This is a genomic window from Aestuariibacter salexigens DSM 15300 (assembly GCF_000429145.1).
Lineage (GTDB): Bacteria > Pseudomonadota > Gammaproteobacteria > Enterobacterales > Alteromonadaceae > Aestuariibacter > Aestuariibacter salexigens.
Window position 1 is genome coordinate 188,593 of sequence record NZ_KE386852.1, and the last position, 14,365, is coordinate 202,957.

A 14,365-nucleotide genomic window follows, 5' to 3' on the forward strand; every position below is an offset into this window, starting at 1 on the left:
ATGTGCGTCTCCATGGCGAACGCACATGATGCTGCGTCTAAGGCTGTAAAGTTTGTTGATACGCCGTTTCCGCCCTTTGTACTGGGCAACCTGCAAACTGGAGAAATACAGGGAGGCAGTGCTGTTGCATTTATCCATAAGGTATTTAACCAGATAGAGGGCTATCACGCTGAATTCGAATTGATGCCCTGGCAGCGCGCACTTAAGGAACTGGAAGAGGGACGGGCCGATGCAGTGAGTCTGGTCGGTAAAGCAGACAATACGTCACCTTATTTGACTTTTTCTGACCCAGTGATCGAGACCCATGCCGTATTTTTTTACAATAAAGAACGGTTTCCGAGCGGATTCAACTGGAGAAGTCTGAAAGATTTAGTCAATCTGAGAATTGGTGTCATTAACGGCTACCTTGCTGAGCAGGCATTATCAAACGCGGTAGACGCTGGGATACCGCTTGAACTGATCAGAATTAATGGTCATGAAAGCCAGATGTTTGGCATGCTTGAGAGACAACGTATCGATCTGTTCGCTTTCAGTCTGGAATCAGGGTACTTCCTGCTAAAACAACTTGGCCTAAGCAGCCTTATCGGGCACAGTGACCAGGCATTACAAAGCGACTACTTTTATGTCGGAGTAGGAAATGCATCCCCTGCCCTCGAAATGCTCGACGACATAAACAATATAATCAAAAAAATGCGCAGCACGGGCGAATTAGCGTCAATATTTGAGATGCCTGCAGGATTATCAGTCACGCCTGCCCTGTCGCAATAACCACATCCCAGTCAGCACCAGTAGCAAGCCCGCCAGGTGGGTCCCGGTAACCGGTTCATCCAGCATGATGTTAGACACGACAACCGTAAATAGTGGCCCGACTGTGCCTACCACCCCAGCTCGACTAGCACCAATTCTGCGCACGCCAGCGCTGACCAGAAACGAAGGGATAAGTGTACAAAACAGCGCTAGCGCTGCCGCTCCCCAGTACACCTCGCCAGTGAACTGCGAGATAGTAACTGACTCAACGACAAACGCATGACAGAGTAAGGAAGCACAGGCGGCAAGCATGGCCAGACAGGTAAATCGCTGGCTGCCAAAGCGACGGGAATATTGCTGATTAGCGACCATATACCAGGCTGTCAGCACGCTTGCCGCGAATACTAGCAGACTGCCGAACAACAGCTGCTGCCCCCCGAACAGGCTATCTGCATAGAAAAATAAGATAATACCCGCATAACTTGCTGCAAGGGCATACCAGACATTGGATGGCAAAGATTCTTTTAAAAACCATTTACCGAACAAAATGGCAATCAACGGATAGCAAAACAGAATGATCCGCTCTAGTCCGGCAGAAATATAGACCAGGCCGACAAAATCGAGGTAGCTGGCAATATGGTAACAAGCAATGCCTGCCAAAGTGCATCCCAGTAATTCACGTTTACTGATAGCTGGCCAGCCGCTTTGCCATATCAACCAGCCCAAAATGAGTGCATAACACGGCGCAACCGCAAGCATGCGAAGGGCCTGCAACTCTAGCGGGGAAATGTCATAGTAGTAGAGGAATTTGATCAGAATGGCTTTACTGGAAAACAGCACCGTGCCCGCTATCACCAGTAAAAACCCCGACTGTGGTGGATTCTCCTGTAAACCAGACACTAAAGATGCTCAAGCGCATGTTTGTACAGCGCGTTCTTTTTTAATCCATAATGCTGCGCCACAATCGCAGCGGCCTTTTTCAATGCCAGTTCATTTTTAAGGAGGGCTAGCAGTGCCAATGCATCAGGCGGTAAATCCTCTAATTGCTGCGGTGCACCGCCGACCATCAGCACAAATTCGCCACGTTGATGGTTATCATCTTCTGCTAGCCAGTCTCGGCACTGGGCCGCTGTGCCACTAAAAAATGTCTCGAAGGCTTTGGTTAGCTCTTTTGCCAAAACCAACCTTCTGTCTTCACCCAGCTCACTGATGATAGCCTCAACGGTAGTCAGTATCCTTCGAGGCGATTCATAAAACACCACCGTTGCAGATTCACCTAACAGCTTACTAAGGGATTTGTCTCTGGCAGCGCTTTTAACCGGCAGAAATCCTTCGAAGATGAATCGATCGGTTGGCAGACCTGCCGCACTTAGCGCCGTAATCAGTGCACTTGGTCCAGGGATGGGCGTCACTCTGATATTATTTCTGGTACACAGGTTAACCAATTGGTAACCAGGATCGCTTATCAGTGGTGTCCCGGCATCGCTGATCAACGCAATTGACTGTCCCTGCTGCATTTTTGCAATAAGCTGTTCACTTCTTTGCTGTTCATTGTGTTCATGTAAGGACAGTAGCGGGGTAGAGATGCTGTAGTGGCTCAATAGTTTCTGACTGTGACGGGTATCTTCGGCGGCAATGACATCAACATGTGTAAGTACCTCAATAGCTCGCTTTGTCATATCATCGAGGTTACCAATAGGGGTGGCAACGACATATAGCCCACCTTGAATCAGCATAGTTATCCGCCTGTTATCGTTTCTTAATGCGCCAAGTGTACAGCAGGGCCCCTGAGGGATAGAAATTTATCTTGTTTACTATACACTTGGCGCATGTCCTTATTTCGTGTTGGTAGCTCTTCATTCATGCGTCGTCATGTTTATTTGGCTTTCCCTGTGGCACTGCTCCTCAGTGCCTGTAGTAGTGCGCCACCTAGCGTCAAGACTGCCCCCAAACCGGTGGAAGTGATCACTGAAGATGATGCCGTCCCTGAGCAGACTGCATACTCACTGATTGACGATGCCAGCCGGCTCGAGCAGTCAGGCGCATCTGAAAACGCTATTGTAGAAACGCTGTTGAATGCCACTCAGCTTTTTGCTGAGCAAGGTCAGTGCGTAGAAACACGCAAGATGCTGCAGTTACTCAGACCTGAGCTTACTTCAGCATTACACCGTGCCCGCGCGGTAATAAGTGAAGTGCAGTGTGAATTGCAGACTTCCCAGCCGGACTATCAGCATGTCGCGTCATTATTAGATGATATTGCAAACTATGGCGCTGTATTACCTGATATTGCACCGTTACAAGTAAGAGTCTTGATAAACCAACGACGCTGGCTTGAAGCCGCAGAGTTACTCAAACTTAGCAGCGATGGGAAATATGAGGATGCCCTGCAAATATGGCAGCTCGTACAACAGCTTTCAGACGCTGATATACTGCACGCGAGTCAGCGCAATGCCGCACTTCGCCCTGAACTCGAGCTGGCCATGCTGACCCGACGTTACGCGCTGGAACCGCAGGTGTTACAGTCCGAAATCGACGGCTGGCGAGTGTTATATCCGAGCCATCCTCTGCAACAGCTACCGCAGGAAGTCGTTAATGCATTGTCGATAACACCCCGTTCTCCGCAGAGAATAGCGGTACTTCTGCCTCTGACTGGCAGGCTCGGTAATCAGGGACAGGCAGTCCGTGATGGCATACTGGCGGCCTATTTCTCCACACATCAAAACAACACGTCCGTGGGTTCTGAGCAAACACCGCAAATTCACTTTTTCAATTCTGCACTTCGCTCAGCCCATGATCTCGCTGAACTGGTAAGCACCTATGACACCATCATTGGCCCGCTGGTCCGCGACAAAATCTCTGATTTATTACCATTGCTGCTGCCAGAGCAGCGTTTTGTCGCACTCAATCGCGTTGAGCCTTACATGATGCCAGAAAGCGCTGATGGGGTGTTCTTTGCGCTTGCTCCAGAAGATGAGGCGGTGCAGTTAGCTAATTACATTTTCCGGCAAGGTTATACATCACCGGTTATCATAGCCGGTGATGGCGGTGTACCCGCGCGAATGGTAGAAGCTTTCCAGCAAACATGGTCAGCGTTACACGGTCGTTATGCAGACAAGCGCTTGACCATCGCCACCTTCAATCAGAACGACGATATGCGCAGTACAGTGACCTCGGTTCTGGATGTCGAGCAAAGTGAACAGCGCATACGACAAATTGAAAATATGCTCAGTGAGCCCCTATATAATGTGCCTCGTAACCGCCGCGATATTGATGCCTTCATTGTATTTGCCACTCCCGACCAAACGGAACTGCTCAACCCTATTATTGAGGCAAGTTTAAGTCCGTTTAAACAGGAAGCGGTGCCCGTTTACGCAACCTCGCGCAGTTATAGCCAGGAGGTGTCGCCCAACACCTTACGAGACCTCCGTAATTTGATTTTTACCGATATGCCATGGATGCTGCCCGACAACGAGCAGAGCGACTTGTATCGTCTAAGCGAAGACCTATGGCCTCAACGCAACAGTGCATTAAAACGTTTGTTTGCAATGGGTTATGATGCCTTACTGTTAACATACAGTTCGCCCATGCTTGAAGCCCTGCCCTATAGTACTCAGCAGGGATTAAGCGGTGAGCTATCGATACCCTATCAACGCACGATTAAGCGCACCCTCGCGATGGGCAGAATAACCGAGAGCGGCGTACAGAAAGTGTCGCTGAATGAAGCACAGGGACCAACGGGACAATAACGGGATAACAAGATATGCACGGAGAGCTGTCTTTTAGTAAGGGGCGTGAGGGAGAACACGCTGCCCGCAAATACCTTGAGCAACAGGGACTGACATTTGTCGCACAAAACTACCATTGCCGCCGAGGCGAGTTGGATTTGGTGATGCGCGATGGTGAACAATGGGTATTTGTTGAAGTCAAATTCAGGAAGAATACATACTTTGCTGATCCGGAAGCCTCTTTTCATGCCAGCAAAAGGCGCAAGATGGAAGCTGCCATCGCCATGTTTATGCAGGTCCATGAATTACATCCGGATTATACAGCGTGCAGAATAGATATGGTTGCCATCCGTAGTGATAGAATAGCCTGGTACCAGAACGTGTAAAACGATCTGTAGCAAAAACGTGGAAAACAGATGATAGAACAAATCAAAGCAAACTTTACCGAAAGTATTCAGACTAAAATTGCCGCTGCGGAGTTACTCCCAAACCATATTGAGCGCGCGGCGAACATGATGGTCGAAGCGCTAATTCGCGGCAACAAAATCCTGTGCTGCGGCAACGGAGGATCCGCTGGGGACTCACAGCATTTTTCATCCGAGCTGTTGAATCGATACGAGCGGGACAGACCGAGCTTGCCAGCTATCGCGCTTACTACTGATACCTCTACCCTGACATCGATTGCCAATGATTACAGCTATGATGAAGTGTTTTCAAAGCAGGTCCGTGCGTTAGGCCAACCGGGTGACATTTTATTAGCAATTTCTACCAGCGGAAATTCGCGCAACGTTATTCAGGCTATGGAGGCTGCGGTCAATCGTGATATGACAATCGTTGCGCTTACCGGTAAGGACGGCGGTGAAATGGCCGGTCTACTTAGCCAGAATGACGTTGAGATCCGTGTCCCTTCAAACCGCACTGCTCGCATTCAGGAGGTGCATCTGCTGGTGATCCATAACTTATGCGAATGCATTGATGACAGCCTGTTTCCGGAAACACCAGAGGACGTGTAGACATGCGCAGATGGATAGCTGTCACTGCAATATTTAGTGTTGTTATGCAGCTTCAAAGCTGCGCTGTCGTCGCCGTAGGAGCAGGCGCCGCCGCGGTCGTTTCATCGGCTAATGACAGACGCACATTAGGCACACAAGTAGACGATACCACGGCTGAAACACGTATTGCCTTCAAATTAGGCGAAAATGAGCAACTTAAAGCCTCAGCGAATATCGATGTCGAAGTACATAACGGTGTTGCATTACTCACAGGTCAAATTCCAACAGAGACGTTGCAACGTGAGGCCGGAAAAATCGCCCAAACCGTCAAAGGCGTACGTAAAGTCCACAACCAAATACGCGTTGCCGAACCGATTGGCGCGGGCCCTCAGGCCAATGATGTGTGGCTGGCCTCAAAAGTACGCACTCAAATTCTGACAGACTCTGATATTAGCAGCCTGCATATAAAAGTGACGGTGCAAGATTCAGAAGTGTTTCTGATGGGATTGGTCACCGAGGCGGAAGCGCAGAAAGCAGTCGATATTGCCCGCAATATTAACGGTGTCGCTAGAGTTGTTAAAGTATTTGAAATTCTTTGAGATAGATAGAGACTGTGCGTGCACAGTCTCTGACTTTATTTAATGACTTTGAGAGTGGGCTTGCCCTTTTTAGCAGGCTTTGGCGCCTGAGACGGCGTAGATGGTACGTCTTCCTGATCTAAGTCATGAGCAGCAGGCTCTGACATTTCCTCTTCGCCGGCAAAGACCGTTCCTGCGCCGTTTTCTCTGGCATAGATTGCCAACACCGCATAAATAGGCACCACCAGTTGTCGAGCGACGCCACCAAATCGAGCTTCGAACGTCACGTCAATGTTGCCAATCAACAAATTGGCACACGCGCTGGGTGATACGTTAAGTACTATCTGACCGTTGCGAATGTGCTCTTCAGGGACTTCTACCCCAGGTTTAGTGGCATCAACGACGATGTAAGGTGTCAGATTGTTATCAACAATCCATTCATAAAAAGCCCTAAGTAAATAGGGCTGATTAGATGTCATTCGCTCTGACATAATCACTTACAGCGGATCGTGGATCTCGCGTTCCTGATCGGTCAGCGAGGCTTTGAACGAGTTACGCGAGAAGATGCGGTTCATATACGCCAACACCTCTTTACTGCCCGCACCAGTCAGCTCAATATCTAGCGCTGGCAAACGCCATAAAAGCGGCGCCAGATAGCAATCAACTAAACTGAATTCTTCACTCATAAAGAATGGGGTCTCTGCAAACAGTGGCGCAATGCTTAAAATCGCCTCACGAAGTTCATTTCGTGCACTATTAACATCGCCTTCACCTTTCATGATCTGCTCTGCGAGTGAGTACCAGTCTTGCTGAATGCGATGCATCATCAAGCGGCTCTGACCACGAGAAACCGGGTAAACGGGCATCAGTGGCGGATGCGGAAAACGTTCATCCAGATATTCCATGATGATGTGTGATTGATACAACACCAGTTCGCGATCCACCAACGTTGGCACTGTACCGTAGGGGTTCAGATCCATCAGATCTTCCGGCAGATTGTTAGGGTCGGTAAAGCTGATTTCTACACCCACTCCCTTCTCTGCTAATACGATACGCACCTGATGACTGTATATGTCTGAGGTGTCTGAGAATAACGTCATAATTGAACGTTTATTCGTGGCTACAGCCATTAATGGTCCTCCAAAAAAACATGAACGCGCTTTTATACTACCGGCCAGAATAGGCTGCATTGAATGCTTGCCACTTTACGCTTCTCGCCGATCTTACAATGCCAAAAAGGGGGCGAGAACGCCCCCTTTGCGAAGTATACCTTAAATTAGTGCTAATTAATGCACGTCTCGCCAATATTCCTTCTTGGTCAGGTAAACAAAAATACCCAACACAACGATAAACACCAGCACCCAACGACCGATGCTTTCTGCTTCCAGTCTGGCAGGCTCGCCGGTATATACCAGATAATTGGTCAGATCGAGAATAGCCTGGTCGTATTCTTCAGCTGACAGCTTACCGCCCTCGGCTTTCAGGCCAACATAAACCTGCTTCATTTCGCCATCGATCATACGTTCTTCATACGTTTCTCTTGGCGTACCTTGCAGTGGCTGCAACACATGAGGCATACCCACGTTGGGGAATACCTTATTGTTCACACCAAAGGTTTTGCTTTCGTCTACATAGAAAGTGCGCAGATAAGTGTACAACCAGTCAGCACCACGAACACGGGCTACCAGCGTCAGGTCAGGTGGTGGTGCACCAAACCATTTGGCCGCGCCTTCTTGCGGCATCGCTGTCGTGATGTAGTCAGTCACCTTTTCACCGGTGAACTGCAGATACTCCTGACCCAGCTCATCCGGTACACCAATATCCTGAAAGGTACGCTGATAACGCTGATATTGCTGCTGGTGACATCCCAGACAATAGTTCATAAATAACTGTGCACCGCGTTGCAAAGACGCTTTGTCAGTCAGGTCATAGTTTGCTTTATCTAATGGTATGCCCGGACCTGCAGCCAACACCAGCCCAGGTACCAGGAACAATAGGGAAACAACTAGTTTTCTCATTTAGGGATCCTCGTAGGTACAGGCTTGGTCTTCTCATGCTTGCTGTAAAGGAACAGTGCGACAAAGAAGCCGAAATAAGCAACAGTGGCAAACTGAGAGGCAGTAATTTTCCAGTTTTCCTGAGGTGTACCACCAAGATATCCAAGGAAGATGAATACCAACGCAAAGATGATCAGGTTCCACTTGTGCAGGCCGCTGCGATAGCGCCATGAGCGCACGTTACTGCGGTCAAGCCAAGGTAGAACAAACAGAGCAGCAATAGCGGCAAACATCATAATGACACCAAACAGCTTGTCCGGTACTGCCTTCAAAATCGCGTAGAACGGCGTGAAATACCATACCGGGAAGATGTGCTCTGGCGTCTTCAGCGGGTTAGCAATTTCAAAATTTGGTCTCTCTAGGAAATAACCGCCCATCTCCGGCGCAAAGAACATGATGTAGCAGAACGCAAACAGGAACACTGAGAAAGCGATTAGATCTTTAAGCACGATATGCGGGAAGAACGGTACTACATCGTCAGCAATGTCATATTTGCTGGTGTAGTATTCATGGATTTCCCACTTAGTCTTTTCACTTTCCGGTAGCGAGCCTTTCTTGTGCTTGATAGCAATGCCATCCGGGTTGTTAGAACCCACTTCGTGCAGCGCAATAATGTGCAGGAACACCAGAATCACGATAACCAGTGGCAGTGCAATAACGTGCAGTGCGAAGAAACGGTTAAGCGTGGCGCCTGAAATTACATAGTCGCCCTGGATCCACACCACCAGGTCTGGTCCAATCACAGGAATTGCGCCAAACAGGGAGACGATAACCTGTGCACCCCAGTAAGACATCTGTCCCCAAGGCAGCACATACCCCATAAAGGCCTCTGCCATCAGGGCCAGATAAATCAGCATACCAAATACCCACAGCAACTCCCGCGGCTTTTGGTAAGAGCCGTAAATCATGCCCCTGAACATATGCAGATAAACGACGATAAAGAATGCCGATGCACCGGTCGAGTGCATATAGCGCAACAACCAGCCGTAATCGATTTCACGCATTATGTATTCAACAGAGGCGAACGCGCGCTCTGCAGAAGGTTCGAAGTTCATCGTTAACCAGATACCGGTAAGGATTTGGTTAACCAGTACGATGGTGGCCAGGAAGCCAAACACGTACCAGAAGTTCATATTGCGCGGTGCCGGATACTGAATGGCGTGCATATTCGCCACCCGCATCATAGGAATGCGCTGTTCTATCCAGTTAAGAAACCCTGACATATTATGCAGTCTCCGCTTCTGATCCGATTAACACCGTGGTGTCGTCTAAATACTGATAAGGCGGTACCACCAGATTTGACGGTGCTGGTACGCCCTGGAACACACGGCCAGCCATATCAAACTTGGAACCGTGGCAAGGGCAGAAGAAGCCCTCAGGAATACCCTCAGCGTACTGGGCGAAATCCCCGTCAGTAAGATGCTGTGGAGAGCAACCCAGGTGAGTACAGATACCGACCAGAATCAAGTACTCTTCTTTCAAAGAGCGATAGCGATTTTGTGCAAAGGCCGGCTGCTGCTCAACTTCAGAGTTGGGATCACGCAACTGGTCTTCATGATTAGCCAGTGACGCCAGCAGCTCTGGTGTGCGACGCACAATCCAGACTGGCTTACTACGCCACATCACGCGAATCAGCTGGCCCGGTTCAATTTTGCTGATATCGACTTCAACGTCCGCACCAGCAGCCTTGGCTTTGGCACTCGGATTCCAGGATGCGATAAACGGCACGGCTGCACCAACAGCACCTACACCACCAATCACAGACGTTGCAACGGTCAGGAAGCGACGACGGTTATTATTTTGTGGCTGGTCTTCATTGGCTTTAGACGAATCACTCGCATCTAACGATACATTGCTCATCCACTTCTCTCCAAGATCGGTATCGTATTAATACTGACTGGCGTAGAGACGCTCGTTATACCCACGTGTTAACGCAGCTAATATGAACTCACCAAGCGTCAGTTACGGATATCAGTAACGAACCGGTAATTTGTGTTCTATTCAACCGGAAATGATAAAAGATAACCCCTGCTAAAGACAAGGAATTACTCGAATAAAACCAAGTTATACAGGGTTTTAATAAAAAACGCAGTGAACGGAGTGTTTGCGAAATTTTACACTGTTCGAAAACTGAACAACCATTTTAACCGATTTGGCGGTGCTGCCAATGTACTAACAGATATTGAAGCGCGTTTGGGTATAAAAAAACCCGGCTGAGTAGCCGGGTTTTTGCATTGCATGAAAACGAATTAACGCTTCGAGAACTGCGGACGCTTACGAGCTTTGTGCAAGCCAACTTTCTTACGTTCAACGCGACGTGCGTCACGAGTAACGTAGCCAGCTTTGCGCAATGCTGGACGCAGCGCTTCGTCATATTCCATCAGCGCACGAGTGATTCCGTGACGGATTGCACCCGCTTGTCCACTGATACCACCACCGGTTACGGTGACGTACAAGTCGAATTTGTCAGTCATTTCGACCAGTTCCAATGGTTGACGAACGATCATACATGCCGTTTCACGGCCGAAGAACTCGTCAAGAGGACGTTTGTTTACAGTGATGTTACCGCTACCTGGACGAAGGAATACGCGAGCGGTAGAACTTTTGCGACGGCCAGTGCCGTAGTATTGAGTATCAGCCATTTATCTCGCTCCTTAAATGTCCAAAACCTGCGGCTGCTGGGCAGCATGATTATGCTCTGCACCCGCGTACACTTTCATCTTGCGGAACATTGCACGACCCAGAGGGCCTTTTGGCAACATACCTTTTACCGCTTTTTCGATGATCATTTCCGGCTTTTCAGCCTGCAGTTTTTCAAAGTTAGTCGTTTTCAGACCACCTGGATAACCGCTGTGCGCGTAGTACATTTTGTCCTTGGTCTTGTTACCAGTCACTACCACTTTTTCTGCATTGATGACTACGATGTAGTCACCAGTGTCTACGTGTGGCGTGTACTCTGGCTTATGCTTACCGCGTAAACGGCGCGCAATTTCAGTCGCAAGGCGACCCAGTGTTTTGTTTGTGGCGTCAACCACGAACCAGTCGCGCTGTACGCTTTCTGGCTTTGCAACAAAGGTTTTCATTGAAATTTACCTAATTCTGTTCGTTACGTTTTTTCTGACCAGGTTAGCAGTCAGAAAAGGCCTTAAATCAACACCTTGACCCCTTCGAGCCGGTTGATTCTTCCACTTTCCCAAAGTGGGTGTAACTGGGCAGGCCGCGCATTATACAGAACTTGAACAAAAACGCGAGCGTCTTGTATAAAAATGTTGCTGTAGTCTCAAAGGCGTGTGATTTATCAATCACGTTGTTTTAACTGGCTTTTTGCTTCGCACCAGTACGATTCCAATTGTTCAAGAGATAACGTTCGAAGATCAACGCTATCGTCTGATACAGACTGCTCCAGATGGCGAAAGCGACGTTCGAATTTGTTATTCGCTTTGCGCAGAGCTGTCTCAGCATCCACGCCAAGATGGCGAGAGAGGTTTACTACTGCAAACAGAAGGTCGCCGATTTCTTCTTCCACTTCATCATGCGTACCGGTTTGTGATTGAACTGCGTCCAGTACTTCTTCAATTTCTTCGTGGATTTTATCTACCACAGGTGCAGCATCAGGCCAGTCAAACCCCACTTTGGCGCATTTCTTTTGTAATTTTTGCGCCCTGATAAGCGGTGCCAGACCGACGGGAATATTTGCCAACACACTGTCATCCTGCTTGCCCTTAGCGGCACGCTCCTGCTGTTTTATGGCATCCCATTGAGCAGCGAGCTGTTCATCACTCTCGGCTTGTTGCTGCGCAAATACATGCGGGTGCCTGCGTATCAGTTTTTCGGCAATGGTTGCCGCCACTGCATTGAAGTCAAAGGCATCCTGCTCTTCTCCTAACTGTGCGTAAAACACCACCTGAAACAATAAGTCACCAAGCTCGTCCTTAATGTCTTCCATGCTGCCATGTTCAATGGCATCGGCAACCTCATAGGCCTCCTCGATAGTGTGTGGCACGATGCTGGCAAAGTCTTGCTTGAGATCCCAGGGACAGCCCGTGTGCGGGTCTCGCAACTGCTTCATGACCCACAATAGTTTGGCAACTGGCTGCGATGGCATGTCAGTTTTCCAGCCGGACGACATCCACCACTCCTTTCACTAACCGAAGTTTGCTCATGGTACGAGACAGGGCGTTAAGATCCTTTACCTCAATCGTCAGTTTGATTTTTGCGGTGTGGTATTGTGTGTCACTGAGGCTGTTAACGCCCAGCAGCGCCGCCTTTTCGTTCGCCAGCACAGTGGTAATATCGCGCAAAATACCGTCTCGGTCGGAACAGAATATATCCAGATCAGCACGAAAACTGGACTGCACATCCGATACCCAGTTTACCTCTATTTGCCGCTCCGGGTGCTGATTCAGCAGGTTAGCCAGCTGTTCACAGCTTTCTCGATGTACCGACACGCCTCGACCCTGAGTGATGTAGCCCATAATCGGCTCACCCGGCAATGGTCTGCAGCAATTCGCCAGTTGACTCATCAGGTGACCTACCCCTTCCACTTCTATACTGTCTTTATGCGACTTAGCACGAGACGGCTTTCTGGATTTAACGCGCGGGTCAATGGCCGGAGGTGGCTGATGCAGTTGCTGCAGGAAGTTGACCACCTGCATTAATCGCACGTCACCTGCACCTATCGCGGCGTGCAGATCGTCGACTGAATTGACATTAAAGCGTTCACAGGCTGAGCGCAGGTCTTTGCTATCGATATTGTTTTTCGATAACTCGCGTTCAAGCAGCTCTTTGCCGGCCTGAATATTTTTATCGCGATCCTGCTTTTTGAAAAACGTATGGATCTTGGCGCGGGCACGGGACGAGTGGACATAACCTAGTCCCGGATGCATCCAATCACGACTTGGATTCAGTTTCTTTCCTGTATGAATCTCTACCTGATCACCGGTTTGCAATTGGTAAGTAAATGGCACAATACGGCCGTTGATTTTAGCCCCGATACAGCGATGCCCGACGTTGCTGTGTATATAGTAGGCGAAGTCCAGCGGCGTTGACCCCACCGGTAAATCAATCACATCGCCTTTCGGCGTAAACACATAGACCCGGTCATCAAACACCTGGCTGCGCAACTCTTCCATAATGTCGCCGGAATCAGAAACTTCTTCCTGCCAGGCGAGGATCTTACGCAACCAGTTGATGCGCTCCTCATAACCTGATTCTTTGCCGGTGCTGCCTTCTTTATACTTCCAGTGGGCTGCCACGCCCAATTCAGCATCCTGATGCATTTGCTGGGTGCGGATCTGAATTTCCACCGACTTACCCTGCGGTCCCAGTACAACGGTGTGAATAGACTGGTAGCCATTGGGTTTGGGTGTAGCGATATAATCATCGAATTCATTTGGAATATGCTTCCACTGCGCATGCACGAGTCCAAGTGCTGCGTAGCAGTCTTGCAAACGTTCGGCAATAATACGCACCGCGCGGATGTCAAACAGCTCATCAAAGTCGAGCTGCTTCTTCTGCATTTTTTTCCAGATGCTGTAAATATGCTTCGGCCTGCCATACACCTCGGCTTTTATGCCCTCCCTGTCGAGCATTGCCTGCAGGCCGCTGACAAAACTTTCGATATATTCCTGACGGTCAGCCCGCCGTTCATCCAGCAGTTTAGCAATATGTTTGTACGTATCCGGATGCAGATAGCGAAACGCCAGGTCTTCCAGTTCCCACTTCAATTGACCGATACCCAGGCGGTTGGCCAGGGGCGCATATATTGTCGCGCATTCGCGCGCCAGCATTACGCGTTTTTCTTCGCTGTCTTTTTTGACCTGTTGAAGTGCACATATCCGCTCAGCCATTTTGATAACCACAGCCCGCACATCGTCAATCATGGCTAACAACATTCGTCTGACATTATCAATCTGGGATTCATTAGCCTTGCCAGCGTTGCGGGCCTGAAGGAAGCGGATCGCGTCCATTCGGCGTACACCGCTGATCAGATGCATGACCTTTTCGCCGAAGGTTTCCAGCACGTCATCATCGCTCAATTCATGCAACTGACAATACGGAAAAACCAGAGCTGCCTGCAGTGTCTCATCATCCATATTCAGCTCATGCAGAATTTCCACCATCTCCTGGCCCACCAGCAGCACTTCTGGCGTATCAGAGGTATCCCTGAGTTTCTGTTTGGTCCTGTCGCTTAGCTCAAGGCTGGCCAACCACTCATCGAAGGATGGACGCTCTGAGCGATGCACTTTGCGTATCGACACCATAGT

Annotated in this window: 16 protein-coding genes; 5 read left to right on the plus strand and 11 right to left on the minus strand. The window is 49.2% G+C overall.

Annotated elements, in window-relative coordinates; translation table 11 throughout:
• Positions 1-12: 12 nt before the first annotated feature.
• Positions 13-768 (plus strand): substrate-binding periplasmic protein, encoded by a 756-nt coding sequence (locus G441_RS0117245; RefSeq protein ID WP_026377487.1) that lies wholly within the window; start codon positions 13-15, stop codon positions 766-768.
• On the opposite strand, the gene G441_RS0117250 is transcribed toward G441_RS0117245, so the two are convergent.
• Complete coding sequence (locus tag G441_RS0117250; RefSeq protein ID WP_051275696.1) at positions 742-1,647, minus strand: DMT family transporter; 906 nt, start codon at positions 1,645-1,647, stop codon at positions 742-744. The genes G441_RS0117245 and G441_RS0117250 overlap by 27 nt on opposite strands.
• Entirely contained in the window at positions 1,647-2,483 is an 837-nt protein-coding gene (gene rsmI, locus G441_RS0117255; protein WP_026377489.1) for a 16S rRNA (cytidine(1402)-2'-O)-methyltransferase, read from the minus strand. The genes G441_RS0117250 and rsmI overlap by 1 nt, the downstream gene beginning before the upstream one ends.
• Positions 2,484-2,576: 93 nt before the next feature.
• Between rsmI and G441_RS0117260 the strand changes: the two genes are divergently transcribed.
• Genes G441_RS0117260 through G441_RS0117275 form a run of 4 tightly spaced genes read left to right on the plus strand, consistent with a single transcriptional unit; the run spans position 2,577 to position 6,063 of the window.
• Positions 2,577-4,493 carry a penicillin-binding protein activator gene (locus tag G441_RS0117260; protein WP_026377490.1) on the plus strand — a complete coding sequence of 639 codons (1,917 nt, stop codon included), beginning with the start codon at positions 2,577-2,579 and terminating at the stop codon, positions 4,491-4,493.
• A 14-nt stretch (positions 4,494-4,507) separates the two neighbouring features.
• Positions 4,508-4,858, plus strand: a complete 351-nt coding sequence (locus G441_RS0117265) for a YraN family protein (protein WP_026377491.1) — start codon at positions 4,508-4,510, stop codon at positions 4,856-4,858.
• A 30-nt stretch (positions 4,859-4,888) separates the two neighbouring features.
• The gene (locus G441_RS0117270) at positions 4,889-5,485 is read left to right on the plus strand and encodes a phosphoheptose isomerase (RefSeq protein WP_026377492.1); all 597 of its coding nucleotides are present in this window, start codon (positions 4,889-4,891) and stop codon (positions 5,483-5,485) included.
• 2 nt (positions 5,486-5,487) lie between these two features.
• Positions 5,488-6,063: a BON domain-containing protein gene (locus G441_RS0117275; protein WP_051275697.1), complete on the plus strand. Its 576-nt coding sequence runs from the start codon at positions 5,488-5,490 to the stop codon at positions 6,061-6,063.
• 35 nt (positions 6,064-6,098) lie between these two features.
• Here the strand turns inward: G441_RS0117275 and G441_RS0117280 are convergent, their stop codons facing one another.
• The 9 genes from G441_RS0117280 to relA all read right to left on the minus strand — a co-directional run bounded on the left by G441_RS0117280 (position 6,099) and on the right by relA (position 14,362).
• Positions 6,099-6,521, minus strand: a complete 423-nt coding sequence (locus G441_RS0117280; protein WP_026377494.1) for a ClpXP protease specificity-enhancing factor — start codon at positions 6,519-6,521, stop codon at positions 6,099-6,101.
• Positions 6,522-6,539: 18 nt separating this feature from the next.
• Entirely contained in the window at positions 6,540-7,172 is a 633-nt protein-coding gene (gene sspA / locus G441_RS0117285; RefSeq protein WP_026377495.1) for a stringent starvation protein SspA, read from the minus strand.
• 156 nt (positions 7,173-7,328) lie between these two features.
• Positions 7,329-8,060, minus strand: a complete 732-nt coding sequence (locus tag G441_RS0117290; RefSeq protein ID WP_026377496.1) for a cytochrome c1 — start codon at positions 8,058-8,060, stop codon at positions 7,329-7,331.
• Positions 8,057-9,322 carry a cytochrome b gene (locus G441_RS0117295; RefSeq protein WP_026377497.1) on the minus strand — a complete coding sequence of 422 codons (1,266 nt, stop codon included), beginning with the start codon at positions 9,320-9,322 and terminating at the stop codon, positions 8,057-8,059. Before G441_RS0117295 ends, G441_RS0117290 begins: the two co-directional genes overlap by 4 nt.
• Position 9,323: 1 nt before the next feature.
• Positions 9,324-9,959: a ubiquinol-cytochrome c reductase iron-sulfur subunit gene (gene petA, locus G441_RS0117300; protein ID WP_026377498.1), complete on the minus strand. Its 636-nt coding sequence runs from the start codon at positions 9,957-9,959 to the stop codon at positions 9,324-9,326.
• 389 nt (positions 9,960-10,348) lie between these two features.
• Positions 10,349-10,741, minus strand: coding sequence for a 30S ribosomal protein S9 (gene rpsI / locus G441_RS0117310; protein WP_026377499.1), 393 nt, complete (start codon positions 10,739-10,741; stop codon positions 10,349-10,351).
• Between the two features lie 12 nt (positions 10,742-10,753).
• Positions 10,754-11,182, minus strand: coding sequence for a 50S ribosomal protein L13 (gene rplM / locus G441_RS0117315; RefSeq protein ID WP_026377500.1), 429 nt, complete (start codon positions 11,180-11,182; stop codon positions 10,754-10,756).
• A gap of 215 nt (positions 11,183-11,397) precedes the next feature.
• On the minus strand, positions 11,398-12,228 hold the full coding sequence (mazG, locus tag G441_RS0117320; protein WP_026377501.1) for a nucleoside triphosphate pyrophosphohydrolase: 831 nt from the start codon (positions 12,226-12,228) through the stop codon (positions 11,398-11,400).
• A complete protein-coding gene (relA, locus tag G441_RS0117325) occupies positions 12,206-14,362 on the minus strand; it encodes a GTP diphosphokinase (RefSeq protein WP_026377502.1) in 2,157 nt (718 codons plus the stop codon). Before relA ends, mazG begins: the two co-directional genes overlap by 23 nt.
• Positions 14,363-14,365 lie beyond the last annotated feature (3 nt).